Origin of the sequence: Enterocloster lavalensis, from assembly GCF_046603895.1 — a bacterium.
GTDB classification, from domain to species: Bacteria; Bacillota; Clostridia; order Lachnospirales; family Lachnospiraceae; genus Enterocloster; species Enterocloster lavalensis.
In genome coordinates this window covers 3491117-3515470 of the sequence record NZ_CP176637.1, presented here as the reverse complement: position 1 = coordinate 3515470, position 24354 = coordinate 3491117, and the positions used below count along the sequence as shown (strand labels likewise).

24 protein-coding genes, 2 pseudogenes and 1 riboswitch are annotated in these 24354 nt (G+C 54.1%); of the genes and pseudogenes, 8 read left to right on the top strand and 18 right to left on the bottom strand.

Annotated elements, in window-relative coordinates; genetic code table 11:
- Positions 1 to 278: 278 nt before the first annotated feature.
- The 3 genes from ACK2JC_RS15725 to ACK2JC_RS15715 form a co-directional block, all read right to left on the bottom strand.
- The gene (locus tag ACK2JC_RS15725) at positions 279 to 1280 is read right to left on the bottom strand and encodes a LacI family DNA-binding transcriptional regulator (RefSeq protein WP_118754445.1); all 1002 of its coding nucleotides are present in this window, start codon (positions 1278 to 1280) and stop codon (positions 279 to 281) included.
- 353 nt (positions 1281 to 1633) lie between these two features.
- The gene (thiW, locus tag ACK2JC_RS15720; protein ID WP_092364512.1) at positions 1634 to 2182 is read right to left on the bottom strand and encodes an energy coupling factor transporter S component ThiW; all 549 of its coding nucleotides are present in this window, start codon (positions 2180 to 2182) and stop codon (positions 1634 to 1636) included.
- Positions 2183 to 2369: 187 nt separating this feature from the next.
- A riboswitch (TPP riboswitch) is annotated at positions 2370 to 2477 on the bottom strand.
- Between the two features lie 9 nt (positions 2478 to 2486).
- Positions 2487 to 2654 (bottom strand): hypothetical protein, encoded by a 168-nt coding sequence (locus ACK2JC_RS15715; RefSeq protein ID WP_320936928.1) that lies wholly within the window; start codon positions 2652 to 2654, stop codon positions 2487 to 2489.
- Between the two features lie 292 nt (positions 2655 to 2946).
- Here ACK2JC_RS15715 and ACK2JC_RS15710 point away from each other — a divergent pair, with 292 nt between their 5' ends.
- Entirely contained in the window at positions 2947 to 3138 is a 192-nt protein-coding gene (locus ACK2JC_RS15710; protein ID WP_368272516.1) for an isocitrate lyase/phosphoenolpyruvate mutase family protein, read from the top strand.
- On the top strand, positions 3099 to 3422 hold the full coding sequence (locus ACK2JC_RS15705; RefSeq protein ID WP_320936927.1) for a hypothetical protein: 324 nt from the start codon (positions 3099 to 3101) through the stop codon (positions 3420 to 3422). Before ACK2JC_RS15710 ends, ACK2JC_RS15705 begins: the two co-directional genes overlap by 40 nt.
- A gap of 142 nt (positions 3423 to 3564) precedes the next feature.
- Here ACK2JC_RS15705 and ACK2JC_RS15700 read toward each other — a convergent pair whose 3' ends face one another.
- From ACK2JC_RS15700 to ACK2JC_RS15685, 4 genes and pseudogenes are all read right to left on the bottom strand, one after another.
- Positions 3565 to 3924, bottom strand: a complete 360-nt coding sequence (locus ACK2JC_RS15700) for a hypothetical protein (protein WP_320936926.1) — start codon at positions 3922 to 3924, stop codon at positions 3565 to 3567.
- An 82-nt stretch (positions 3925 to 4006) separates the two neighbouring features.
- Entirely contained in the window at positions 4007 to 4591 is a 585-nt protein-coding gene (locus ACK2JC_RS15695) for a hypothetical protein (protein ID WP_320936925.1), read from the bottom strand.
- A 915-nt stretch (positions 4592 to 5506) separates the two neighbouring features.
- On the bottom strand, positions 5507 to 6346 hold the full coding sequence (locus tag ACK2JC_RS15690) for an IclR family transcriptional regulator (protein ID WP_320936924.1): 840 nt from the start codon (positions 6344 to 6346) through the stop codon (positions 5507 to 5509).
- Positions 6325 to 6711 (bottom strand): annotated as a pseudogene (locus tag ACK2JC_RS15685) (anion permease); the annotation flags it as partial. The gene ACK2JC_RS15690 and the pseudogene ACK2JC_RS15685, both read right to left, overlap by 22 nt.
- 5 nt (positions 6712 to 6716) lie before the next feature.
- Between ACK2JC_RS15685 and ACK2JC_RS15680 the strand changes: the two are divergent.
- From ACK2JC_RS15680 to ACK2JC_RS15665, 4 genes and pseudogenes are all read left to right on the top strand, one after another.
- Positions 6717 to 6830, top strand: a pseudogene (locus tag ACK2JC_RS15680) (LysR family transcriptional regulator); the annotation flags it as partial.
- Between the two features lie 5 nt (positions 6831 to 6835).
- A complete protein-coding gene (locus ACK2JC_RS15675) occupies positions 6836 to 7132 on the top strand; it encodes a LysR substrate-binding domain-containing protein (RefSeq protein ID WP_368272513.1) in 297 nt (98 codons plus the stop codon).
- 97 nt (positions 7133 to 7229) lie between these two features.
- Positions 7230 to 7460: a cupin domain-containing protein gene (locus tag ACK2JC_RS15670; RefSeq protein ID WP_320936921.1), complete on the top strand. Its 231-nt coding sequence runs from the start codon at positions 7230 to 7232 to the stop codon at positions 7458 to 7460.
- A 123-nt stretch (positions 7461 to 7583) separates the two neighbouring features.
- Positions 7584 to 8270, top strand: coding sequence for a FadR/GntR family transcriptional regulator (locus tag ACK2JC_RS15665; protein WP_007704976.1), 687 nt, complete (start codon positions 7584 to 7586; stop codon positions 8268 to 8270).
- Between the two features lie 39 nt (positions 8271 to 8309).
- Here ACK2JC_RS15665 and ACK2JC_RS15660 read toward each other — a convergent pair whose 3' ends face one another.
- The 3 genes from ACK2JC_RS15660 to ACK2JC_RS15650 form a co-directional block, all read right to left on the bottom strand.
- Positions 8310 to 9590 (bottom strand): TRAP transporter large permease, encoded by a 1281-nt coding sequence (locus ACK2JC_RS15660; protein WP_007704973.1) that lies wholly within the window; start codon positions 9588 to 9590, stop codon positions 8310 to 8312.
- Positions 9587 to 10081 carry a TRAP transporter small permease gene (locus ACK2JC_RS15655; RefSeq protein ID WP_166434554.1) on the bottom strand — a complete coding sequence of 165 codons (495 nt, stop codon included), beginning with the start codon at positions 10079 to 10081 and terminating at the stop codon, positions 9587 to 9589. Before ACK2JC_RS15655 ends, ACK2JC_RS15660 begins: the two co-directional genes overlap by 4 nt.
- Before the next feature lie 162 nt (positions 10082 to 10243).
- The gene (locus ACK2JC_RS15650) at positions 10244 to 11386 is read right to left on the bottom strand and encodes a TRAP transporter substrate-binding protein (RefSeq protein ID WP_118754434.1); all 1143 of its coding nucleotides are present in this window, start codon (positions 11384 to 11386) and stop codon (positions 10244 to 10246) included.
- Between the two features lie 315 nt (positions 11387 to 11701).
- Here ACK2JC_RS15650 and ACK2JC_RS15645 point away from each other — a divergent pair, with 315 nt between their 5' ends.
- Together ACK2JC_RS15645 and ilvD are read left to right on the top strand one after the other, a co-directional pair.
- Positions 11702 to 12949 (top strand): enolase C-terminal domain-like protein, encoded by a 1248-nt coding sequence (locus tag ACK2JC_RS15645; protein ID WP_320936920.1) that lies wholly within the window; start codon positions 11702 to 11704, stop codon positions 12947 to 12949.
- A 23-nt stretch (positions 12950 to 12972) separates the two neighbouring features.
- On the top strand, positions 12973 to 14757 hold the full coding sequence (ilvD, locus tag ACK2JC_RS15640) for a dihydroxy-acid dehydratase (protein ID WP_331681238.1): 1785 nt from the start codon (positions 12973 to 12975) through the stop codon (positions 14755 to 14757).
- 75 nt (positions 14758 to 14832) lie between these two features.
- Here ilvD and ACK2JC_RS15635 read toward each other — a convergent pair whose 3' ends face one another.
- The 8 genes from ACK2JC_RS15635 to rsmA form a co-directional block, all read right to left on the bottom strand.
- Positions 14833 to 16224 (bottom strand): DUF2812 domain-containing protein, encoded by a 1392-nt coding sequence (locus tag ACK2JC_RS15635; protein ID WP_320936919.1) that lies wholly within the window; start codon positions 16222 to 16224, stop codon positions 14833 to 14835.
- Positions 16221 to 16547: a PadR family transcriptional regulator gene (locus tag ACK2JC_RS15630; RefSeq protein ID WP_227167113.1), complete on the bottom strand. Its 327-nt coding sequence runs from the start codon at positions 16545 to 16547 to the stop codon at positions 16221 to 16223. Before ACK2JC_RS15630 ends, ACK2JC_RS15635 begins: the two co-directional genes overlap by 4 nt.
- Before the next feature lie 221 nt (positions 16548 to 16768).
- Entirely contained in the window at positions 16769 to 18064 is a 1296-nt protein-coding gene (locus tag ACK2JC_RS15625; RefSeq protein ID WP_118754430.1) for an SLC13 family permease, read from the bottom strand.
- Between the two features lie 27 nt (positions 18065 to 18091).
- Positions 18092 to 19228: a mandelate racemase/muconate lactonizing enzyme family protein gene (locus ACK2JC_RS15620; RefSeq protein ID WP_276852104.1), complete on the bottom strand. Its 1137-nt coding sequence runs from the start codon at positions 19226 to 19228 to the stop codon at positions 18092 to 18094.
- A gap of 459 nt (positions 19229 to 19687) precedes the next feature.
- Complete coding sequence (locus ACK2JC_RS15615) at positions 19688 to 20587, bottom strand: LysR family transcriptional regulator (protein WP_320936918.1); 900 nt, start codon at positions 20585 to 20587, stop codon at positions 19688 to 19690.
- Positions 20588 to 20655: 68 nt separating this feature from the next.
- On the bottom strand, positions 20656 to 21048 hold the full coding sequence (locus tag ACK2JC_RS15610; protein ID WP_276852102.1) for a zinc-ribbon domain-containing protein: 393 nt from the start codon (positions 21046 to 21048) through the stop codon (positions 20656 to 20658).
- Between the two features lie 279 nt (positions 21049 to 21327).
- Positions 21328 to 23088, bottom strand: coding sequence for an oleate hydratase (locus tag ACK2JC_RS15605; protein ID WP_320936917.1), 1761 nt, complete (start codon positions 23086 to 23088; stop codon positions 21328 to 21330).
- 293 nt (positions 23089 to 23381) lie between these two features.
- A complete protein-coding gene (gene rsmA / locus ACK2JC_RS15600; RefSeq protein WP_276948723.1) occupies positions 23382 to 24251 on the bottom strand; it encodes a 16S rRNA (adenine(1518)-N(6)/adenine(1519)-N(6))-dimethyltransferase RsmA in 870 nt (289 codons plus the stop codon).
- Positions 24252 to 24354 lie beyond the last annotated feature (103 nt).

The following is a 24354-nucleotide window of genomic DNA, read 5'->3' as shown; positions in this document are numbered from 1 at the left end:
TATGTCAGGCGGGCTGCTGATGGTCCGCTTGGCTGTCGTTTGATGATAAATGATTGTTTCACTGCTGTTCTGGGGTTTATTTCCAGAAATTAAAGCGTATTAACTTTTAGGTCTTAAAAATAAATAGCGATTTGCTATTTTCTCTCGGTGCGGCAGGAGGCGTAATCCATTTTAAAAAAACGCCGCCTGCCGCCGTATGGTTGACCGTCATACCGTTGTGAAGGATTCGCTACACGGGATGACGCTTGTGATCCGTATGCGTTGTATATTCAGCCATGTCAATCTGCCCGCCATGGGGCCGTGGATTCGCGTACCACCAGTTTGGGCTTCAGCCGGTAGATCAGCTGCTTTGGCCGTTCGCCGCCGATCCAGATCATCAGCTGTTCAATGGCGCATTCCGCCAGCGCGGAAACCGGCTGGGCCACGATGGTGAGGGCCGGAATGTATTCCTGGGCCATTGGCTCGTCGTCGAATCCGCAGACCGAAACATCCTGGGGCACCCGGTAACCGTGCTCCCGCAGCGCCGTGATCACGCCCAGAGCCAGGTTGCAGTCGGCCGCGAAAATCGCAGGCGGCACCACGCCCTGCCCGATCCAGGCCGTCATGATCCGGTAGCCGTCGGCAAAGCAGAACTGGCCCCGCTCCGAGCGGACAACGGAAAGCCCTTCCCCGGCGAGGGCGGCCTGAAGCCCGTGTTCCCGCTCCGAGCTGTTGACCAGCTCCCTGGGGCCGCCGATAAAGCCGACGCGCCGGTGTCCTAGGTCGAGGAAATGCCGCCCCACCTGATAGCCGCCGTCGAAATTGTCCACCAGAATACAACTGTAGTCCGCGTTCCGGTTCTGGCTGTCCAGCACCACAAAAGGCACCTTCTGGCTCTTGAGACGGGGGACGAACTCATCCTCCATGCCGGGCGCCAGCAGCATCATGCCGTCCACGCGCTGCTGCTGTAAAATGTAATCGCAGCCCTGGTTGGCGGTGATGGAAATGGCCAGAAACAGATTGTGGCTGATCAAGCCGTTGTTCACTTCCTGGACAATCTGGCTGAAAAACGGGTCCTGAAGTCCCGGCGTGATCATGCCGATGATTCCAGTGGTTCCCCGGGCCAGGGTCCGGGCCGCCGCGTTTGGTATGTATCCCAGCGCCTCGATGGCTTCCATGACCTTCTGACGGTTGTATTCCCGCACGCTGGGCGAGTGATTCAAGACTCTGGAAACCGTCACAGTTGACAACCCGCAGTACCGCGCCACGTCCTCCAGGCTCACCTGCTGCTTCTCTCCCATGTAGTCCCCTCTTTTCTCCAAAAGTTAATACGCTTTAATTTCTGTTTTTACTATACACCTTTTTGAGGAAAGTGCAAGAGGGATCGCACTTTTTCGGCAGATTGGTGGAAATTTACAGGGTATTTTTGTGCATATTCACGTTTCCCAGGAGTTTTGCGGGGATATCATTGGAAAATGTCTTGGTATTTAAGGATATATTCGGGATTGCCCGGGATCATGACAGGGGGCAGGGGTTTCCCGGTGTTAGTTGGAGTATGTTCCGGTGGTTTTTGGTATGCGGGGGGTGCAGCGGGATCTCCAACATGGGGGTTGGACTGTGGGGATCCCGAAACTATGGTTGAGTTCTTTTTTAATTATCGCAGATTCCCAGGCGCTTTCTCCCCCGTCACCGCGCCGTCATGCTCCAGAATACGGCCAAGGTGCTGAAACGCCCCGGATTTGCACAGCGCTCCGATCAGCAGGGCGGCGATCACGGTGCCGCACAGGGTGCTGGACAGAAACGGGATCACATAGAAAAACACGGCTACCTCCTTGCCCATGAGCATGGACGCTACGGGAAAACACATGATCGCGCCCAGGATTCCGGTGCCGAACACCTCACCTGCATAGGCCATCGTCAGCTTATGGCTGTGCCGGTAGAGCACGCCGCACAGATAGGCGCCCACCATACTGCCCGGGAAGGCCAGCAGACTTCCGGTGCCCATGAGGTTGCGGATCAGCGATGTACAGAACGCCATGCCCACGCCGTACCAGGGGCCTAAAAATACTCCTGCCATCACATTGCACAGATGCTGGATGGGGAAACATTTGGATGCGCCGATGGGGACGGCAAAGGTGGAAAGGGACACGGCTACCGCCGTCAGCATGGCGCTTACGGCCAGTTTCTTTGAGTTGATTTTCATGATTTTTTGCTCCTTTTGTGGGTTTTCAGGGGAGGCCAGGGGATCGCAGGCTGGCAATGGTACGCGGGGGCTGCATCGCCGAGCCATGGCAGCCAACCAGTGCCTGCAGGCTGCGCCAGTGGCCCATTGCATTCAACAAAAAATCCAGGCCGCATCAGCCTGGATTTTGATTTTTGCATCGTAAACTACTGCAAATCACACTATTTCCCTACGCTGGCATTACCCGATCAGGTTCTAACGGTCGAAGTTCGATTACTTCCTCTCAGCCTGCTACACAAGCTCCCTATTGTCGTTTAGAATAGCACTACATTAACTCAATGTCAAGATGAAATGTCTCAACATTTAAAACATTTAAAACTCCTTTACTTATCTCCATCAGCCACTCATCTGCCTCTTTTCCTCCCCCGCTCCTACAGCAGCCTAACCGGATTTTCAAATAACCGCACCCGGATTTCCACTCGGTTCTTTTCATTCCTGACTCCGGCGTCCATCTCACAGTACCGGTAGATTCTCTCTGGATACGAGAAATTATTTCGTTTCTCTCATCCCCCTGCCTGTTCGTTTTGAATATCATTTACACAAATTACCATTTTATAGCCCCCTTAATTTCACTTTTTTGTATACCTAATTTTTACACAATAATTCCATGTAGCGAAAATTTGTATTCTCGCTTTTAGTACATCTATTAAAAATATCAGGAGGTATCGCTTTATGAAAAAACAACCCCACTCAAGGAATTAATCAGTACCAATGAAATCCTGGTCATGCCGGGCGCTTATGATTGTCTGTCGGCGATCATGATCCAGAATGCCGGTTTCAAGGCCGTTCAGATGTCTGGATACGGTTTCGCCGCCTGCCTGCTGGGTGAGCCCGACTGCGGCCTGCTCACCTTCACGGAGGTTTTAAACCACACATCATGCTGGACCGCCACCTGCAAAGGCGGGGCCCCACTATAAACTGCATAAACGAGCTGACCCAGCCCGATATCCATTACCGGCTCTGCGCCGAGGACTACCCCGCCAGCTTCTGCCTGACCATGTGCTTGCCGGGCGTCTACCAGCTCAACCAGCTGGGCGGTTCCGGCTCCCGGCTCCATGTGCTCCCCACCAAGGACTTCAAGCAGGTGAAACCCCTGTCCCTGATTTACCACAAGGACAAGATCTTCCCCTCTTACACCCAGGATTTCATGAAGCTGATCCGGGAAATATGCGACCGCTACGCGGCCTTTCCGCAGCCGTAATTCCTTGTAACAGTACATTCTCGCCCAGAGAGCTTTTTTATATCATAGAGTACTCTCCTATTACGCAAAAAAGGAATCCTGGACCGACTGTCATTGTCAATCCGGGATTCCCTCACTATTTTCTTGCCATCTGTCTTTTTTATCAAAGGTTCTTCCCAAACCCTTCCAGATATGCCCTTACTCCCTCTTCTATGGACATTCCGTTCATACAGTTAATCCCCCACAAGACACCCCATAAAACAAAGGGCAACGCTAGGATTATTCCAATAACTGCCAGCGCGCGGTACTTCTGTTTTTTCGTAATACACAGTGCCCCCAAAACGATTGCAGCCAGGCTGAGTGCCACCGGAATCACGACCGCCCCCGACACAAAAAGATTCACAATACCGGATGAAATCTCACTGGAATCAGACTTCATTCCCACAACTATCAGACACAAAATACCGACCACCCAGGCCGTGGCCGTTATCACCAATGATACGATTCCGTACATTTGCTTCATATGATTTTCTCCTTTTGATCTACATAATTTTCTATAACACATTACAGTATCCGTCATCTGTATAAACTATTTTATATACATATCAATTATAAAGGATACCATCTCCTCCGCAGATATGGCATTTTCCCACCTCCTCCGGAGTGCCGTTCGTACAAGCCGAACAAGGGTACACAGAGGACATATTATATTGGCTGCTGTAGTATCCCGATCCACCACAGATCTTACAGATTCCTGTTGAACTGCAGGCCGTACAAAATACTACCTCTTCATATGGAGGAGCCGTAGGTTCCGCTTCCCGTTTAGCCGCGCGTTTGCTTTCGTTTCCCATGACTTCAAGATACGTGGATTCCGATATTACTCCGGCTCCGTCACAAGTCTGACAAGCACCCGGATTTCTCTTGCACACCGCACAATCTTTTGTTTCTCCTGTGATACTGTTATAATAAGTTCCTTTTCCGTCGCATACCCTGCATTCTTTTGAGCCATTGCAACGAGGGCATACATAAGTGGCCTCTTGCTCCTGTTCCTGCCTCTCTTCTGTTTTAGAACGGCTCTCCCCAGCGGGAGCAACTGTCCTCTCTTTATCAGAATCATCTCTCCATGGTTTTGCATCCACGATCCACATCAAAACCAAAGCTGCCAACAGAATTACCTTCCAATTTTTCATATGATTCCTCCGTGCCAAAGCGTTTTTGCGCAGACACGCGAACCAAATGTCAGATCCGGGTCTGCGATTCACTCTGCGGCGCTTCGGCTATTTCCTTATGATTGTTCGTATCTGTTCAGTACCTTCACAGATACGAGCAAAAATCCATTTAAAATCGACTTCGTCGATGGGATTTTTGCCAGCAAGCTTAGGTTTTCATACGGTCAGCGCAGCAAGTGCGCAGACCTGCTGAACAGTTACGATTGTTCCAATTTCCAACGATCTTAAACGATTCATTCTGAGATCCTGGATAAGCAACAGCTCCTGTTTTTTGCAAGTCCCATTTTTAGAGGGAGGGCGCACGCAGATGTGATAAGAAAATCTCTGTTCCGGTTACTGTCATTTTATTGCTGTTCAAATATTTTCTGCTGAATTCATCCCCTATCTTTTTCTTTAAAGTTCCCTTGCGATCATTCCCCCCTTTGCCGCCAGCAGATTCCCATCCTCATCGTATATCCATGGCCCCCATAGCGGATTCTGGCTACGCACAGGGATTTTGCCCCGTCAGACGGTTTAAGTACTCCCAACCCGATTTATCATGATACAGCAGGTCCCGGGGCCATGCGGTTATGAACGTTCCGTTCGGTGTCTTTGTGGCGATCTGCTTTCTGATATAACTTTTGTTTTCCATTATAGCAAACTTACGTTATATTAACAACTATATTCCGTCATATTGTTTGTCATTCCATCTTCGCACAACATCTTTTCCCTATAAAATTAAGAACGAATTCCGCCTGCGGTAGGTCGCTTCAGCGACATGGTTCCTTACCACCGCCATGCGTTCCCATAGCTGGCACAACTGGCATAGAAAAGCTTATTATGTAATAAAAAACAGAGGGAGAACCGGCCTTTCTCAGCCGGTTCTCCCTCTGTCTGTCATTTAAAATATCCCATCTGCCGGGAAATGTCCCCAGCGCATTCCAGCACGCTCTGTACCTTTTCCGCCAGCTCCTCGTCGATGATCCGGGCCGTAGGCCCGGAAATGGAGATAGCGGCGATCATTTTCCCCTTAGCGTTGTACACCGGGGCCGCGATAGCCGAAAGCCCCACCTCCCGCTCGCCGTTGGACACCCAGTAGCCCCGCTCGCGCACCTTGTCCACGTCGGGCTTCACGGCCTCATAGTCCTCTCCCAGAAGCTCCATAAGCTCCCGGTCCTCCATGCCGGACATCAGAACCTTTCCCGTGGCCCCGTTGGGAAGGGGCAGCCGTTCCCCCACCGTGATGACCCGGCGCAACAGCTGCTTGCTCTCCACCCGGTCGATACAGATTCTGGAGGCCCCGTCCCGCACGTAAAGGCTAGGGTGCGTTTGAAAATTGCTTTCCGCCAGATGTGCGTCACACTTTGTGGGAGATTTGGTCCCGATGAGGGAGGCGTAGCGGGCTACGTTGACCGAATTGGGACCAAATATGCCGCGAAGTGGGGCGTGCAGATGGTGGGAATGAATTTTCAAACACACCCTAGCGCTCTCGTTGATCTGGTCGCGGATCTTCACCAGATACTCGTAGGCCTTCTCCCGCAGCCCGTCGTCGGACCGGTTCTCCGCCAGGCTGCCCAGGTAAGCGATCCGCGCCCCCAGGGAGTACCGCTTGGTATCCTCGTTGCGGGACAGATAGTCCCGCCGCTCCAGGCCCCTTATAATGCGGTGGGCCGTGCTGGCGGACAGTCCCGTTTTCTCCACCACATCCGTCAGGTTCAGCCTCTCTTTGAGGTCCAAAACCGCATCCAACGTGGCGTGAAGCCCGCGCTGGAGAGTCCGATAATGGCTCCGTACCAGATTAGGGTGTCCCAAGCGCCCTTGCTCTGGCGCACGTCGTTCCATGTCATACATCCGAATATCAGGCACATGGCCAAAAACAGGATGGCCACGGCTGTGGCGTTAAAGCCGGTAATTCCGGTTGTTGCCCACAAAAGCACGGCGCCCACAAAGAACGCGGTCAAAAACTTTTCCCGGACCGTCATCCGTCCCAAGTCTTTCAGCCCTTCCCGGGAGATTTCCTTATAGTTCTCCACCTTGCAGATCTCCGGCGTGAACAGCTTGTAAAGGATAAAGGGATTGATCAGTACCAGGCACACGCCGGGGAAGCCTGCGCATCGGGATCTCCTACGCCCGTGGAGACCTGTTCGCCTCCCGCGTCCTACCCATCTACCACCGGAAGTACCCTGCGGTGGACCTGACGCTGGTGGAGGGCAATTCCGCCGAGCTGTGCGGATTTCTGGAAAACGGCAGAGTGGACGTGATCGTGGACTTTTCCCCATCCTGCTGCTGGACATCGCCACCCTCTGCTCCCTGTGCCGCCAGAACATGGGCGTCACCTTCTGCTCGGAGATGTACGTCAGGCAGATGGGGGACACCTCCGGGCTGACCCTTCTGCCCATGGCGGACGATCTGTCCCTGGGCGAGCTGATGATCGCCTACCCGGACGGGCCCGCGGTCTCTCCTGCGCTGAGGGATTTTGTGGAGCTGGCCGCAGCCTTTTTCGCTGAGCCGGGGGCGGGTTAGATAAGGCGGAATAAACAGCCGTTACGCTCTCCATATCATGAGTTCTATTATTTTCTGGATGTTTTCCCGCTTTGTTATGTTTTAGTACAAAGGGCGCGTGTTCGCGCACACCTCCCTAGAGCCGGGCGGTTCCATCGGCTACCACGTCCACGAGGGCGAATCCGAGACCTACTATATCCTAAACGGAACGGCGGAATTCTCGGACAACGGGAACATCGTGACCCTGAAGGCCGGGGACGTGGCGTACACGCCGGATGGCGAAGGGCACGGGATTCGGAATGTGGGGGAGGATACGCTGCATTTTATTGCGCTTATATTATATAAGTAAGAAAATATCCCCCCAATCCCCGCCATCTGCAAAAACCACTCTGGCAGAAACCGGCAAAAGCTGTTAAAATAAAGCTATATACACCTGCACATCAGATTAAGTTTTAACGCCCCGGGAGTGCCTATGAAAAAAGACAAATTAGTAGTGGAAGAAATTGTAAAATACATGCAGCAGCAGATCAAGGATGGCGCATGGGCCGTCAACACCAAGATTCCCTCCGAGAATGAGCTGTGCAGCAGGCTGGGAGTAGGGCGTGGGAGCGTCCGGGCGGCCATACAGCGTTTTAATGTGCTGGGCATACTGGAAAGCCAGCACGGGAGGGGTACGTTTGTGCGCTCCATTGACATTTCCCTGTTTGGCAAGGGCCATTATCTGGATACCGCCCTGCTGACCGATATGGTCACCATACGCCAGGCCCGATCCCTGATTGAGCCGGAGCTGGCCTACGAGGCGGCCGCCAACGCAACGCCCGAATTAATAGCGGACCTCAACCTGCTGAACCAGCAGTTGAAGGCCGCGGTGGGGAACCAGGAACTGTTCGCCCGGCTGGATGCGCAGTTTCACATGACACTGGCGGAATTTATCGACAACCCCATTATCTCCAATGTAATGGGCCAGCTGTTGGATCAGACCGTCTGCCTCAATATTAACCGGGTATTCGGTTATTACGGCGGCATCTATTATCACCCAAAGATCGCGGAGGCCATTGCCCAGCGAAGCTGCGAGCAGGCCCGCAACATTATGAAAACCCATATGGTCAGCGAACTGTTCGATCCCAAGGAACATAGAAAAAACGCCATATCACTGTGACATGGCGTTTTTTTCTGTTTAAGGCGGGACGTCTGCCCCTTATCCAATCAATGTAGGAAGGAAGGTGGAAATCTGCGGAACATAAGCGACCAGCATCATCACGATAAAGAATAGGAGGATGAGCGGCCACATATCCTTTACCAGCTTTGCCAGCGACACATTTCCCACGGAGCTGGCGATAAACAGCGTGGCCCCGACCGGAGGAGTGATTCCGCCGAAGATAAAGGTAAGAACCATCACCATTCCAAAGTGAATGGGATCGAATCCAAAGCTTGCAGCCAGCGGCTGGAAGATGGGAACCATGATGATGGCCGCAGGCGTGGTATCCATAAAGCAGCCGATACACATCATAGCCAGGATCATAAGAAACATTACAATATAGGGGTTGGTGGTCACGCCCGAAATCAGCATGCTGAGCTTATTCGGAAGCTGCAGAATCGCGATACAGTAGCTGAATACGCTGGTGGACGCGAAAATCAGCGAGCTCTGTCCAACCGTGAACGCGGTGGACTTAATGGTTTCAATCAAATCATTAAAGCGGAATTCCTTGTAATAAAATACGCCGATGATCACACCATACAGACCGGCCACAGCGCCCGCCTCGGTGGCGGTGAACACGCCGGAGAGGGTTCCGCCGATGATGATCAGAGGCATGATCATGGCGGGGATGGCGTCCTTGGCAGCGGCCAGAAGGCGTCTGCCATTGAATGCGGGCCGATAGTTGCCGTCACAGTTTTGCGGGTCCCGTTTGGCCTTGGCGTAACAGTAAAGCATCTGTGTTCCGCAGACCAGAATCCCCGGAATCATACCCGCCACAAACAGTTTTCCACAGGAAATACCGGTGATGGACGAGTAGAGCACCATCAGTATAGAGGGCGGTATAATGGAACCGATGGTGGCGGAGGCGCAGGTAATGGCTGTGGCATAGGAACGGCTGTACCCGGCCTCGGTCATTCCCGCGATCTCCATAACGCCCAGAGACGCCACGTCGGCTGAGGTGGAGCCGGAAATTCCCGCGAACATGGTGGAGGCCAGAACATTCACCAGGGCCAGGCCGCCGGCCAGGAAACCTACGATTTCCGAGGCAAAATTAAAAATTCTTCTGGTGATTCCGCAGCGGTTCATGATTTCCCCCGCAAATATGTAAAGAGGAATCGCCATCAGGGAAAAGGAATCCGCCCCGGCGAACATGCGCTGGGGTATGGTTAAAAGGTCCGCGCCCCGGCTCAATAAGTAAAACATGGAGGAAAGTCCCATAACAGCGGCCACAGGGATTCCCATGAGCAGCATAGCAAAAAAGGATATTAATAAAATACTCATGACAAAGCATCCTCCTCTTCCTCTATCGTTCTTGATTTCTTCTTAAGTCCCTTTTGATAAAGCACCATATTGACAATGGACTCCAGACAAATTCCGGCGCTGCCGAAGGCCATGATAAAGTACGGAACAGCCATAGGAATCTGCATGGCAGATGATTTCACGTTCACGTTAGCCAGCGCCATTTCACAGGTATAGGCGGTCACAATGGCAAAAAAGATCGCCATAAACAGCCGTCCCACCTGTTCAACCAGACATCTGAACTTTTCCGGGAACATTCCGGTGAAAAAATCAACCTGAATATGCCGGTCCTCTTTTGTGGTGAAGATCGCTCCAAGGAATATGATTGACACAAAACAGTAGCGTCCCATTTCCACTGAAAATGTAATCGGATTGTTGAAAAAATAGCGCGTGATTACATTCAGGTTTGTGATGCCGAACATCATGAGAAACAGAATAATGATAAAAAACATCAGAATATTATCAATTATCACTGTAAGCTTCTTTAATTGCTCCCACATAATATTTTGTTCTATGATGCAAACATAACAGCCACATCATATTTCCTTTCTGTAAATTTTGTTCCCGGACAGCGCCTGGGTAAAATACCGGGCGGACAGCGCTGGCTGCCCGCCCGACAAAAGATACCGTAATGCTTATTTGGATTTCTGAACCAGGTCGAACAGGGTCTTGGCTTCCTCTGACTGCATAAACGGATAGGATGTGTAGTCAATCTTGGCTCTCATGGACTCGACATCAGTCTCGATGAATTCCATGCCTTTTTCCTTCAGCTGCTCGCGGTAGGCTGCGTCGCTTGTTTTGGTGGACTCCAGACCGTAGCGGGATGCTCTGAGGCCGGCCTCTAACAGTAAGTTCTGCTCATCCTCGTTCAGTGAATCGAAAACTTTTGCGGACATTGAGAATGTGGTCGGGGCGTTCAGGTGGTTTGTCATGTTGAAATACTTGGCAACCTCGAAGAACGAGTTGTTCAGGCAGGTGTCCGGCGTGTTCTCAAGGCCGCTGACAACGCCCGTGTCGATTGCGGTGTAAACCTCACCCATAGGGAGGGGTGTGGGAGCCGCGCCCATCATCTTGAAGGTGTCAACATACAGGGAGGACTCCGGAACACGGATCTTCATGCCGGCAATGTCGTCCACGCTGTTGAGAGGCTTTGTGGTGTACATGTTGCGGAATGCCATTACATAGTATCCAAGGTTCTTAACCTTTGCCACATCCAGGAACTGCTGGGATGTGTACTGGCCTGCTTCACCCTCAAATACCTTCTGAACCTGATCGTAATCCTCATACATATAAGGCAGAATCGCCGCGCCCACCTGAGGAATCGAGTTTACATAGAACTCAACCGCGATAATCGCCATGTCCAGGGTGCCTGCCGTAAGCGCCTCCAGGTTCTGGGCCTCGCTTCCAAGAGCGGAACCTTCATATACATCGACCTTGATCTTACCGCCGGAAAGCTCTCCCACGGTGTCCGCGAAGTTATGGGTCACATCTGCAAGGGCGCTTCCTGAGGACGCGGTGGTCGACAGCGAGAATGTGTGCTCCCCAACATTGTCAAGATTAAAGGTATAGGTGGTGTCTGCCGCTGCTTCCGTATCTTTGGCTGCTTCGGTGTCCTTAGCCGCCTCGGTGTCTTTGGCCGCTTCCGTGTCCTTCGGGGCTTCCGTCTCAACCTTTGATTCAGGCGCTTTTGATTCCGGGGCTTTGGTGTTGCCCAGACATCCGGTCAATGAGGACACTACCAGTGTGGTTGCCAGTAACGCTGCAATTCTCTTTTTCATAGTTTCATTCTCCCTTTGATTAAATTCCAGCCGCTTAACAGCTGTTTTCTTAAGTGGTACGAAAATCAACTTGTATTACAACTATTAGCATTATTACATGTTTTGCATAGTGTTGTCAACAATTTTAGACCTATTTTTGTGCACTTTGTGAAAATTAACTTGTTTTAATATCCAAACATGTTATTTTGCACAAATTTGTTCGGAAAATATAGGTTATGATTGACTTTTTGTTTTTTAGTGATTACTATTACCTTAACTTCAACTTGTATTACAACTATAAAAACAGAAATCCACGATGATATAAGGAGGATGCGAATGGCTATAATAATCAGGGGTGTGCGTACGATTGCCACGGCTCCCGATGGAATTAACCTCCTGGTGGTTAAAATCGAGACGTCCGAACCCGGTTTATATGGGATCGGCTGTTCCACATTTTGCTACCGGTACGCGACGGTACAGCATTTAATTGAAACATACCTGAAACCGCTTCTGATCGGACGCCCGGTTCAGGGGATCACGGATTTATGGCAGCTGATGCACCAGAATGGTTACTGGAGAAGCGGGCCGATTGAGAATAACGCCATATCCGGTATTGATATGGCCCTCTGGGATATCAAGGGCAAGATGGCGGACATGCCGGTTTACGACCTGTTCGGCGGAAAGGTCCGGGCGGGCGTTCCGGTTTACACTCACGCGGACGGCCGGGATCTTCCCGAGCTCTGCGAACAGATCGACCGTTGGATCGAACAGGGTTTTAAGCACATACGGTGCCAGATCAACTGCTATGGCGGGAATGGTTATGAGTCCGCGCCCGCGGGGGCGGCTAAAGGCGGACAGCCCGGCGTATACATTGACAGCAACGGGTATATGAGGCAGACGGTCGCGATGTTTGAACAGCTCCGCGTCCGGTACGGGGAGGAAATTGAATTTGTCCATGACGTCCATGAGCGGATCCATCCTTCTAAAGCCCGGGAGTTCTGCCGCGCCTTAGACCCTTATCATTTATTCTTTATCGAAGATGTGGTCGCGCCGGAACAGGTGGGATGGCTGCGGGAGATTCACAATTACTGCGCAACACCCCTTGCCCTGGGCGAGCTGTATGTCAATGACAACGAGTGGCGGACATCGGTGGTGGAGCACAGCGTTGACTTTGTCCGGGCCCATATTTCCGATATCGGCGGGATCACGCCCGCCCGGCGTATGGCCGCCTTTGCGGAGCCCTGCGGTGTCAGGACCTGCTGGCACGGCCCCAGCGACATGTCGCCCGTTGCCAAAGCCGCCAACATCCACCTGGACCTGGCCTCGCCCAATTTTGGCCTTCAGGAGTGGAGCATTGGCAACATAGCCGGATTCCTGGCCGCGGGAGAGTATCACGAAGGCGCTCTGGAGGAGGTATTTACCGGAACACCGGAGTACGGCGGCGACGGCTTTGTGTACGCCAGCGAACGGCCGGGGCTGGGGGTTGATATCAATGAGGAGGCGGCGGCCAAATACCCCTGCCGCGTGGATGTTCCCACATGGACGCAGACACGCAACCAGGACGGTTCGCTGCAGACACCATAAACAAATCACGAGGAGAAAGAATTATGCTGAGAAGTCAGAAAATCCGTGAACTGGCGCCGGAGATGGATCCGCTGCGCCTGGGAATGGGATGGAAACTGGATGATCTCGAGAAACCGCAGATACTGATTGAAAGCACCTATGGCAACAGCCATCCGGGATCCAGCCACCTGAACCGGTTTGTGGAGGAAGCGGTGAGAGGCGTTGACGAAAACGGCGGAAAGGCCGCCCGGTATTTCGCCACCGACATGTGCGACGGAATGGGGCAGGGGCACGACGGCATCAACTATTCCCTGGCCCACAGGGACGCCATTGTAAACCTGGTGGAGGTGCAGGCCAACGCCACTACCTTTGACGGCGGCGTGTTTATCGCCAGCTGCGACAAGGCCATGCCCGCCATGCTGATGAGTATTGGACGCTTAAAGGAAATGAGCGCGATTATGGTGACCGGAGGGGTGATGGAAGCATTTGCCCTGCCTCCCGAATACACCGAGGACGACCCGGGCTGCGCTATCAATGAGCTGCTGACCCTGGAACAGATCGGCAAATTCAGCGCCCAGTATGAGCGCAGCGAGATTCCCGCCGAACAGCTGACCTATTATAAGCAGCACGCCTGCCCGAGCTGCGGCGCCTGTTCCTTCATGGGCACCGCCTCCACCATGCAGGTGATGGCGGAGTCCCTGGGATTAATGCTACCCGGAACCGCCCTGATGCCCGCCACTGCGCCGGAACTGCAGAAGGCGGCCTACGAGGCCGGGAAACAGCTGCTGGAGTTGGTAAAAAAAGGAATTACCGCAGCGGATATCGTCACATTAAAGAGCTTTGAAAACGCCATTATGGTCCACGCCGCCATCTCGGGATCCACCAACGCGGTGATGCATATTCCGGCCATTGCCCATGAGTTCGGAATAGAGATTGACGCGGACACATTCGACCGGCTTCACCGTGGCGCCCATTATCTGCTCAATATCCGCCCCGCAGGCGACTGGCCCGCCCAGTATTTCTACTACGCGGGAGGCGTTCCCAGGGTGATGGAGGAGATCAAAGATATGCTCCATCTGGACGTGATGACCGTCACGGGCAAAACGCTGGGCGAGAATCTGGAGGATTTGAAGAAAACCGGATACTATGAGCACTGCGATGAGATACTCAGAAGCAAGAGCCAGGCCATCCACAGGGAAATCAAGAGAACGGACATTATCCGTGATTTCGACCATGCCATCGGCACCAACGGCAGCATTGCCATTTTAAAGGGCAATCTGGCGCCGGAAGGCTCCGTGATTAAACACACGGCCTGCCCGCCCGCCATGTTCAACAGCCGTCTGAACGCCCGTCCATTTGACAGCGAGGAGGAGGCGATTGACGCGATCCTTCACGGCAAGGTCAGGCCGGGAGACGCGGTCTTTATCCGCTATGAGGGCCCCAGAGGCAGCGGCATGCCGGAAATGTTCTATACCGGCGAAGCCATCTGCTCGGATCCCGTGCTGGCTGCCAGCGTGGCCCTGATCACAGACGGCCGGTTCTCCGGCGCGTCCCGCGGCCCGGTGATCGGCCATGTATCCCCGGAGGCGGCCGCGGGCGGCCCCATCGCTCTTGTTGAAGAAGGGGATCTGATTGAACTGAATCTGGAACAGCGCTCCCTGAATATCGTGGGGGTAAAGGGCCAGGAAAAGACGCCGGAGGAGATGGAGACGATTCTTGCCGAGCGCCGGAAGCACTGGAAGGGATTTGAAAGCAAGTATACAAAGGGCATTTTAAAGCTCTTCGCCCAGCACGCGGTCAGCGCTATGAAGGGCGCGTATATGGATTAAGAAAAATACAGGCGGCCCGGCCAAATGGCAGGACCGCCAAATTGGTGAGGAGGGGCGCGGTCAACGCCCCTCCTCTCACACGTCTCTCAGTTTCTCCGCCGCAATCTCAATCTGTCCGGCGTTTGCCTCCCAGTAAAATGTGATCTCCACAATCTTCTCCCCCCAGCACACAAAGTAGCTGTCCAGAGCGATGTCGCCGCTGTACCGGCGGTAAACCTCGTCCGCGCCCCACAGCGACGGATCCTGGGGTTCATAGCGGTAATAATCCCTGAACTCCTCCGGTCCGCGCCGGTCTGCGTAGCGCTCCATCAGGCTATCCCGGCAGAGGTCAAAAATAGCCGGCACCTTGACTTTGGTGATGGTGTACTCTAAATCCGTCAGATGTTTCTCCCCCAGCTTTCCCCGCTGTCTCGCCTCATACTGGGACAGAAAAACAGAGCTGCGCTCCGTCCACTCCCGGGAGTAACCGCTGCTGTCCGTCTCCATCATATCCTCTATGGTCAGCGGCAGCGGATCGTCATACAGATACCAGGTCTGGCCGTGAAATTCATAGGCGCCCGCAGGCTCCTTCTCCGTCCTTCCGCTTCCCACGAACCGGGTCACGAAATAGGTGAGACCGCCCATTAGGGCAAAGGACAGCACAAAGCAGGAGGCGATTGTCACGGTGCGGTTGATCCCCGCACGCACCTTTTTGTGCTTCAGCAGCACTTTCACACCGTTGACCAAGACCATCAGAACCGCCATATACAGCAGCGCGGCAATTCCGATCATCCGCTGTCTCCCACCCGCCATGGACAGCATCCAGAAAACCAGGGCGCACAGCATAAGGATCAGGATCACCCATTTGAAGCCCCGATATCTGCGGGTTTCCAAAAACTCCCCGTTTTGCTCCGCGGCCTTCTTCGCACGGTGATACCAGTGGTAATACGCCCAGATTTCCGCGCCGCACAGAACCAGCATAAGCGTCCAGCAGCTGCCGGTAAATAAGCTTGAGTTGCTGCTGAGAACGTAAAGGGGATTGGTAATCAGAGTATAGATCAATAGGCCGGCGTTGAGCAGCGAAACCGCCAACAGAAGCAGCTGGGACGGCAGGTAGTTCTTTTTCATGGCCTTGTGGATGGTCTGCACCTGCACCAGGGCGTCCGTTTCCATGGGAACCGGATTTTCCCGCTCATTCACAAAGATCTGCATCTGCGCCCAGGATACAACGTGCTTCCACCCCGCCATTTCGCAGAACTCCCGGAAGGTGCGCTGCTGCTCGGACGGCTCCGGGTCGAAATCAGAGGCCTGCGGAAAATAGGTGACTGCAAAATGCAGCTCAGCCGGGGAAATCCGCCGGTAGCGCCAGGTGAAATTCGAGCAGCTCTCCAGCATCCAGCCCCGGGCGGCCATCTTTTCCAGATGCCGCGCAATTCCCGCCGGATCATAAAACGTGATATTCTCCATCCGCCGCATGGTATTTTTCATAAGCCGTCTCCTCCTTGTCCCGCAAAATGCTCATAGTCCGATGTCAGGGTCAAAAGCCGCTGCTGCTCATCCCGCAGCGCCTTCTTCCCGGCCTCCGTAATCACGTAACTGCGCTTGCGCCCTTCAGCCCTCGTCTCCCGGATCATGCCCGCCTCCAAAAAATTTTCCAGCAGATTGTACAGGGTTCCGGGACCCACACTGACCCGACCGCCTGTCATCTGCGTCACCTTCTCCATAATGTCCATGCCGCAGCACTCTTTGTAAAGGCAGAGCAGAATGTAAAACATCTGCTCCGTGAGCGTCTGAAATTTTGCCCTCGGCATAATCGCCCACCTCCATGTATCGAATATCGATATTTGTGATTTCAGTATATTATCGTATATCGATATTGTCAATGGGGCGGTGGAATTCGTAAGATATATGAAAGAGAATGTAAAGCAAACCGGCAAAGGATAAAGACGCTTATCCCCTGCCGGTTTGGTTGGAACATATGTGATTCGGTTATCCTGCGGGGCTGGCCCATTTTCCGTACATTTTTTCAGATTTACTGTAGCGGAAACACAAACGGCACATACACCACAAACAGGATAAACCGTATAATACAGAGCACAAATCCCATTTTCAGGTAATCCTTCATCTTGTAGCCGCCCGCCTCGTAGGCCATGGTCATGGCAGGAGCCGCCATGGGGGTCAGGTAGCAGTTGCTGGAGCCCTCCTGGCAGGAAAGCATCAGGGCGCGGGCGTCGAATCCGTTCTGCACGCAGATCAGGGCCGCCAGGGTCTTGAAGGCGTTGTTTACCGCGGAGTTGGTCACAAACTGGGTCAGCACGAAGCAGACGATGTACATGGAAACCATGGTCATAAAGGGACTCATGTTGCCGGTCAGATTGTTAAAGGTGTCCGCCAGCAGCACGTCCGCTCCGGTGGTCTTAAGGGCCGTGGACAGCGGCATGGTGCCGATGGTGATGAAGATAACCGGGTTGCTCATGGCCTTGATGGCCTCGCGGTCATTGATGACGCCGCTCAGAACCAGAACCATAGCGCCCACGCAGGCCGGATACCAGGTATTGATTTTAAGGATCGCGCAGGTCATGATACCCAGAATCGTAGCCCCGAAAATAACTGCGGTCAGTTTCTCCTGGCCCGGCGTCATGCCGCCGCCCCGGTTCTTGCCGGCTCCCGGCGTGGAAGCGTTCGCCTCTGCCGCGGTGGGCACATTTCCCAGATCCGGGGCCATTTTCACGGTCAGCCAGATGATCACCGGAGTCAGGAAGATAATTGCCGGAGCCTTGACGACCATATTGGTAAAATATGTAAATGTTCCGGTTCCGCCCAGATTTTCCACGATGGTGTTCTGGGCCAAATAGCCGCCCGCGTTTCCGCCGATGGGAATAAATCCGGCCCACAGCTGCGCCAGGCAGGCGGAGGCGAACACAAATTTACTGAGCGGCCGCTTCTGCTCCGCACAGATACCCACGATCATGGGAATCATGATGGTCATGATGGCGGTGGCGTTGACCACGCAGCTGAGCAAAATGATCGGAACCGAGATGCCCAGCATAATCTTGAAATCCGAGGATTCGCCTCTGATCAGCGTCTTGCTGAGCCGGCTCACGATGCTGGTCTTGCCCACGGCAGCGCCTACCACGAACATGGCGGCCATCATCACGATGGAGCTGTTGAGCATGCCGCCCCAGGCCGCCTTGAAATCCAGTACCCCCGTGATTTCCAGCGCAATGGGAATCATCATGGCCGCGACGTGGATTTTAACCTTGCCCGACAGAATCAGGGCAATAAACAGCAAAAATATGATCAAAACGATGGTAATTTGTGGTGTCATATCATTGGTCCCCCTCTATATTTGAAATTACCGGTCTACCACGGAGCCGTCTTCATGGAGATTGATCCCCCCGTAGCTCCCCTGGAACGGAAATACAGTGTCAATGTCGTCGATCAGTTCGATTCCCAACCCCGGGCCCTCCGGCAGTCTGATGTATCCATTTTCCACATGGAAGGGCGTCTTCATCTCCTTATCCAGGCGGCAGACGCCGTTGGCCATGGGATATTCCTGCACTTCGAAGTTGGGAATGCAGGCGTCCAGCTGCAGGCAGGCCGCAGTGGATACCGGGCCCAGCGGATTGTGGGGAATGACGTAAACCCCGCGCACTTCCGCCTCCGCGGCGATCTTCTTGCCCGCGGTGAGACCTCCACTTACGCACATGTCCGGGCGGATGTAGCGGACGTCGGTGGTGGTCATCAGGGAGTCGAACTCCGCCGGGTTGATAAAGCGCTCGCCGGTCGCCACCGGGATATCGCAGCCGCGGATCACCTGGCGCATGGCCTCCAGATTATCCGGGATGGGGTCCTCGTAAAAGTAGGGGCGGTAGGGCCTCAACACCCGGCCCAGCTCAATGGCCTCCGCCGGTCGCATTCCCCGGTGGCACTCGATGGCCACGTCCACATTCCAGCCCACCGCATCGCGGACCGCCTTCATGATTCCCTCCACCCGGGTCACCAGGCTGGTAAAATTCTCCCCGCAGCGCCCGTTCTCATCCTTGGGGTGTCCGATGGAAAACCGGATGGACTGAAAGCCCTGATCCGCCAGCTTCTTCGCCTCCGCCGCCATCCCCCTGGCGTCTCTCGCCCTGGCGTTAACGTAAATTTTGATTTTCTCCCGGACTTTGCCGCCCATCAGCTCATAGCAGGGCACTTGGAAATATTTTCCTTTTAAATCCCACAGCGCAATGTCGATTCCCGACAGGGCGGACTGGGTGACGGAACCCCGGAAGTGCAGGTTTCTGGACAGTGCGTTCCAGATAAATTCCGTCCGCAGCGGGTCCTGGCCCAAGATCATTTTCTCCATCTGCTTTAAAACGCTGACCGTGGCCTCCTGGTACGCCCACGCGCCGCATTCTCCCAGCCCGACTAATCCCCCGTCTGTATGTACCTTCACAAACAGGTATCTGCCTCCCGCCAGAATCGGTTCGATCCCAGTGATTTTCATCTCGTTTCCTCCATTTTCAATTCATCTCAACTTACAAACTTTATGAACCATCCATCGGCCGATTGGATTGTGCATGTTGTCTGTTTTGTTGGTGCTTTGTGTAATATGATTATATAGTTTGGTTAGAAGATTTGTAAAATCAGAAAAACCTTGGCATCCTAACATTTGTTTATCCAGAAGAGCGGATGGGAGGCGGGGTAGCGCGGAAGGCGGTGAGGCGCGGGCGGCGATGAGGCGCGGGCGGCGGTGAGGCGCGGGCGGCGGTGAGGCGCGGAAGGCGATGAGGCGCCGCCGGGGACGGGGACCTCTCTGTGTAGGACGGTTCGTTCTGTGGCAGCTCTCTGCTCCAAAGCAACGCTCCCATTCCGGGTTCCATTATACGCAAAAAGCCGGTGAAACGGACTTTTTCATCCGCCTCACCGGCTCATATTGGGTGTAATGGGCCGCAGGTGCAGCCTGTCACATTTTCGGATACAGCTCCTTTACCACCCGTATAAATTCCTTCACCACCGGGAACCAAAACTGATCCTTTCTCCAGAACAATTCAATATACGCGCGGGTGCCTTCCCGATAAGGAATCCCCACGATCTTCGGATTGCTCTGGGATACCGACTCCGGCAGGAATCCCGCAGCCACGTTCTTTTCCACAAACCGCTCCACGGTATACATCTGGTTGGTATAGTGAAGTACGTGGTAGTCCAGGCCGCTTTCCCGGAACATTTGCTTGATCCGAGTTGTCTGGCTGAAATTCTCCTTCAGCAGCACCAGCGGCTGGGTGACAATCTGCTCAGGAGTCACAAACGTCTCCCCCGCCAGAGGATTTTCCCTGCCCACGCAGAAGCACATCCGCGTCTGCTTCATAGGCCAGTGATGGTATACCTTTTCAAACCGTTTCTGCTCCTCTTCCTGGTCGAAGCGCCGGATGGTTATGATCACGTCCAGCAATCCCGCGTCCAGCATCTCAAACTGGCGGGGCGTGGACTCCTCCACGGACATCACCTGCACGCCTGGCCGCCGCTTCTGGTATTCCAGCAGAATTTCCGGGTATACCTGGTTTCCGCTGAGGGTGGAGAGCCCCACCCGCATATAATTCCGGGTCAGCGCCAAATCCCGCACAATCTGATTCATCTGCTGATACTGCCCCAGCACCAGATTGGCCTCCTCCAACAGGATTTTGCCTTCGTCCGTCACCCTCAGAGAATTCTTGTCCCGGACAAATAACGGCACCCCGCACTCCTTCTCCAGATCCTTCATGGCCGCGGACATGGCGGGCTGGGAAATGTGAAGTTCCTCCGCCGCCCTGGTAAAGTTCTCGTATCTGCACACTGCCTGGAAATACTGCATCTGTACGATTGTCATAGCGTTTTCCCCCGATTTTCACTGCCTAACCAACATATATACCCCTGTTTTCAAATTCCATTCCCCACCTAAAACCTCGTCCCGCACTTCGGGCAAAACTCAAAGTCCTCCTGAGTCTCATACCCGCAGTTCGGACATTTTTTCACCCGGTTCCCGAACCCGTTGTCGTATCTGCCGTTTCCCTCCTGTACCAGGGTCAGGTCCTTCTGTTCAATGTCCACCTGGCCGCCCCGGGCCAGAATCTTTCCCACCTCCGGGTCCAGCTGGTAAACAGTGCCGCAACAGGACATTTTCACATAATACTTCCGGTTCCATTTGAACAGCGGAATGAAGAAAAAGCTGAAATACATGTAGGTCATCACCACCTGGAAACGGCCGTAACGGCCGCAGCGGTCGCAGATCACGGTTTTTACATAGTCCAGGATCTTCTGGCCCTGGCTGATTCCTCCGATAAAAATCATTTACTTTCCTCCTGTGCCGCACAGCGTTATTCCTGAAGCCCACGTTTCGTCCTGCACTGAGCAGTGCCGGCGAGCAGTGCAGGCCACAGACCTGTCCCCGCAATCATCAGGAACGCGAAAAAAGAGCGCCGCTGCCGGGCAAAGCCGTGTCCGCTGGGTGTAACTGCGGAAGCTCTGCCCGTCCATACGGGGCGCTCTAACAATATTCATAACTCAGGCTAACATGTTCAGCCTTGCGCTCATCCAGCGGCAAAGCCCACATGGCTTCCCACATACCTGCTACATATACGCCTTCTTCAGCGCCTTAAGCAGCACCTTGGGATCGCGGTTGTAGGGAGTCACCGGACAGATGGGCTTGTTCACATCCATCAGGGTGTATACGGCGGTTCTGGCCGCGCGCACGGAATACTCCTCGGTGAACACCATGTCGTCCGGAATCTCCACAAACTGGCTGACCATAGCGAAATTGGTGGAGCCGGTGGGCACTACTGACGGACGGTCGGTGTATTTGCGTGGTTCAAACTGCGCGTCCACATAGGGCATATAGCAGGGGATCACATTGATCACGGTCTTCATCAGCTCCGCGATCTGGTCCTCCGGGATATGCAGGTGGTGCAGGTACTCGTTCAGCAACTCCTCGCCGGTGCAGTCCTTCATGGGCTTTTTCACGTAGTCGCCGATAGCCTCGGTATACAGGCCGTAACCCCAGAAAATGGTCTCGTCCATGGGCTGGTTCACGAAATGGGGCTGCGCCGCCACCACGCTGCTCATCAGCCAACTGGAATCCTTGAAGGTCATCAGCGCGCCGCTGCCGGGTACATTTCCGGTAAAGTTCTCGATCACCTTTAAGAGCTGGTCGCCCTTGCAGGTCACGGTAAAGCTGAGCCAGTTGGTCTCATGAGGTTTGGAGAAGAACGGTTCCGGGTTGCCCAGCTCCGGCTTCTTAGCCGCCACCTTGGCCCAGAGCTCGCCGGAAATAGGCTTTTTCACCGGCGCGGGGGCCGGAGTATGCATGTCGCCCAGAGTTGCGCTGTCGGTCATGCAGGCGTTTGTCATGATGCAGAGATCGCCGTCGTTTAATTCCACGGTGGAAATAACGTATTCCGGCTCGCCCTCGCCCGCCGCCGTATTGCGGCTCTTCAGGTACAGGGTCTTGGCCGTGATGCCCGCGCCGTCGGCGAAATCAATATCGGTTACCTCGGTATTTTCCTTGAATACCACGCCGTGGCTGCGCAGATAGGCCTCCAGCGGGCGGATCACGCTGTCGTACTGGTTTAAGGGAGTTCTGGTCACGCCCTCCAGAGTTTCGATGCGGCTGAACTCAAAAATCATACGGTTCATGTAACGGCGGAACTCATACAGGCTGCTCCACTTCTGGAACGCAAAGGTGGTCTGCCACATATGCCAGAAATTGGTGGTGAACATGTGGGGCGTCTCCTTGAACCAATCCTGGATGGTCAGGTTGTCCAGCTTCTTCTCGTCGGTCAGCAGCAGCTTTAACAGGGCGTTGCGGTCGGCCTGGTTGAAGCCCATGCTCTTCACGTTCTGAATCTTGCCGTCACGGTCCACCAGTCTGGCCTTGGCGCAGGTGGGGTGGGCGTGGTCAAAGTTCAAAATCTCCTCGGTCACGCTGCGTCCGGGCTGGCGGATGGACGGGATGGAGGAAAACAGCTCCCAGAAGTTCTCGTAGGTCTCCTCGTTGAGCATACGGCCGCCGCGGCACACAAAACCGTGCTCGGGATCACCGATTCCGTCGTTGCTGCCCCCCAGAATGTGCATGCCCTCGTAGATGGTGATGCGGTCGCCCGGGAATTTGCAGTCCCGGATCAGGTAAGCTGCCGCCGCCATGGTGGCCAGTCCCCCGCCTACCAGGTAGGCCCTCTTCTCGCCATAGTCGCGGTTATTCATCACCGCCTCCTCGATGGACTCAATTCTGGATGACTCCTGCTTTTTCTGTCCATCCCGCATCTTTTTCAGCAGCACTCCCGCTGCTGCGGCCGCTGCGCCTACCGCGATGACTTTTCCTGCTTTTTTCTTCATCTTTGCTCTCTTCCTTTCCAAATGTGTTCGATTTTCCTTCTCTGCCTGGCAGATTTCTTATGCAATCCACGCCGCCCCGCCGTAAACCGGCAAAACCGCAAATGCAGCTATGTTAATCCATCCAGAGTATTCCCATATTTGTATCAGTTCAGACGACAGGAAAATTGACGTGGCAAGCAGCGCCGGGCTTGCTTGTGCGCTGCTTTGAACCCCAATTTTCACAGCGGACGGATATCCGCCGCTCCCTCACCGGCTTTTTCGGCCAGTGAGACATGTCGTCTGTAACATCCGTTCTAAAAATGTTCCGTGAAATAATTGGCCAGCGCTGCAAACTGCTCCAGCGTCAGCGCTTCCCCCCGCACGGACGCCGGCAAACCCAGACCGGCGATGGCTTCGGCGATATCTTCCTTGGTGTAGGAAAGCTCAGGCGAATTGTTGAGCCCGTTCTGTAAGGTCTTTCGCCGCTGGTTGAAGGAGGCCCGGATCAGCCGAAACATCAGCGCCGGGTCCGTCACCTGCACCGGCGGCTCCTTGTAGCGGGTCAGGCGGATTACCGCGGAGCCCACGTTTGGCCGGGGGATGAAACAGTTGGGCGGCACATTGGCCACGATGTAGGGGCTGGCGTAATACTGGACCGCCAGGGAAAGCGCCCCGTAGTCCTTGGAGCCGGGGCCCACCTGCATGCGGTCGGCCACCTCCTTCTGCACCATCACGGTGATGTTGTCGATGGGCACACCGCTCTCGAACAGGCCCATAATGATGGGGGTGGTGATGTAGTAGGGTAAGTTGGCAACCACTTTGATGGGGTTGCCGCCGTTGTGCTCGTCCACCAGATGGTTGATGTCTACTTTGAGTATGTCGTCGTTAATAATGGTGACGTTGGGGTAATCGTTCAGTGTCTCGCCCAGTATGGGGATCAGGTTTGAGTCGATTTCCACGGCGATCACCTGGCGGGCATGTTCGGCCAGATACTGCGTCATGGTGCCGATGCCCGGCCCGATCTCAAGCACGCAGTCCTCCGGGCCGATGCCCGCGGCGGTGATGATCTTGTCCAGTACGTGGGGATCGATGAGGAAATTTTGTCCGAATTTTTTCTGGAATACAAATTGGTATTTCTGGATGATTTCGATTGTTTCTTTCGGGTTGCCCAGTTTGTTTTGCATGTGGTTTTCCTTACGTTTTCTTTTAAGGTTATGGTAGACCATTGGGAGGGAAAAGTCAATGAAAATTAGGGGGTGGAGCGCAAAAGGGACGCAACCGCGCGGA

What these genes read in the sequence shown, in the direction of transcription:
- ACK2JC_RS15725 (WP_118754445.1), bottom strand. Translation starts at nt 1,280, where the DNA reads ATGGGAGAGAAGCAGCAGGTGAGCCTGGAGGACGTGGCGCGGTACTGC.
- ACK2JC_RS15710 (WP_368272516.1), top strand. Translation starts at nt 2,947, where the DNA reads ATGCCGGGCGCTTATGATTGTCTGTCGGCGATCATGATCCAGAATGCC.
- ACK2JC_RS15705 (WP_320936927.1), top strand. Translation starts at nt 3,099, where the DNA reads ATGCTGGACCGCCACCTGCAAAGGCGGGGCCCCACTATAAACTGCATA.
- ACK2JC_RS15650 (WP_118754434.1), bottom strand. Translation starts at nt 11,386, where the DNA reads ATGAAAAAGAGAATTGCAGCGTTACTGGCAACCACACTGGTAGTGTCC.
- ACK2JC_RS15605 (WP_320936917.1), bottom strand. Translation starts at nt 23,088, where the DNA reads ATGAAGAAAAAAGCAGGAAAAGTCATCGCGGTAGGCGCAGCGGCCGCA.
- ACK2JC_RS15715 (WP_320936928.1), bottom strand. Translation starts at nt 2,654, where the DNA reads ATGAAAAGAACCGAGTGGAAATCCGGGTGCGGTTATTTGAAAATCCGG.
- thiW (WP_092364512.1), bottom strand. Translation starts at nt 2,182, where the DNA reads ATGAAAATCAACTCAAAGAAACTGGCCGTAAGCGCCATGCTGACGGCG.
- ilvD (WP_331681238.1), top strand. Translation starts at nt 12,973, where the DNA reads ATGCTGAGAAGTCAGAAAATCCGTGAACTGGCGCCGGAGATGGATCCG.
- ACK2JC_RS15665 (WP_007704976.1), top strand. Translation starts at nt 7,584, where the DNA reads ATGAAAAAAGACAAATTAGTAGTGGAAGAAATTGTAAAATACATGCAG.
- ACK2JC_RS15635 (WP_320936919.1), bottom strand. Translation starts at nt 16,224, where the DNA reads ATGAAAAATACCATGCGGCGGATGGAGAATATCACGTTTTATGATCCG.
- ACK2JC_RS15660 (WP_007704973.1), bottom strand. Translation starts at nt 9,590, where the DNA reads ATGAGTATTTTATTAATATCCTTTTTTGCTATGCTGCTCATGGGAATC.
- ACK2JC_RS15615 (WP_320936918.1), bottom strand. Translation starts at nt 20,587, where the DNA reads ATGACAATCGTACAGATGCAGTATTTCCAGGCAGTGTGCAGATACGAG.
- ACK2JC_RS15620 (WP_276852104.1), bottom strand. Translation starts at nt 19,228, where the DNA reads ATGAAAATCACTGGGATCGAACCGATTCTGGCGGGAGGCAGATACCTG.
- ACK2JC_RS15695 (WP_320936925.1), bottom strand. Translation starts at nt 4,591, where the DNA reads ATGAAAAATTGGAAGGTAATTCTGTTGGCAGCTTTGGTTTTGATGTGG.
- ACK2JC_RS15700 (WP_320936926.1), bottom strand. Translation starts at nt 3,924, where the DNA reads ATGAAGCAAATGTACGGAATCGTATCATTGGTGATAACGGCCACGGCC.
- ACK2JC_RS15645 (WP_320936920.1), top strand. Translation starts at nt 11,702, where the DNA reads ATGGCTATAATAATCAGGGGTGTGCGTACGATTGCCACGGCTCCCGAT.
- ACK2JC_RS15630 (WP_227167113.1), bottom strand. Translation starts at nt 16,547, where the DNA reads ATGCCGAGGGCAAAATTTCAGACGCTCACGGAGCAGATGTTTTACATT.
- ACK2JC_RS15625 (WP_118754430.1), bottom strand. Translation starts at nt 18,064, where the DNA reads ATGACACCACAAATTACCATCGTTTTGATCATATTTTTGCTGTTTATT.
- ACK2JC_RS15610 (WP_276852102.1), bottom strand. Translation starts at nt 21,048, where the DNA reads ATGATTTTTATCGGAGGAATCAGCCAGGGCCAGAAGATCCTGGACTAT.
- rsmA (WP_276948723.1), bottom strand. Translation starts at nt 24,251, where the DNA reads ATGCAAAACAAACTGGGCAACCCGAAAGAAACAATCGAAATCATCCAG.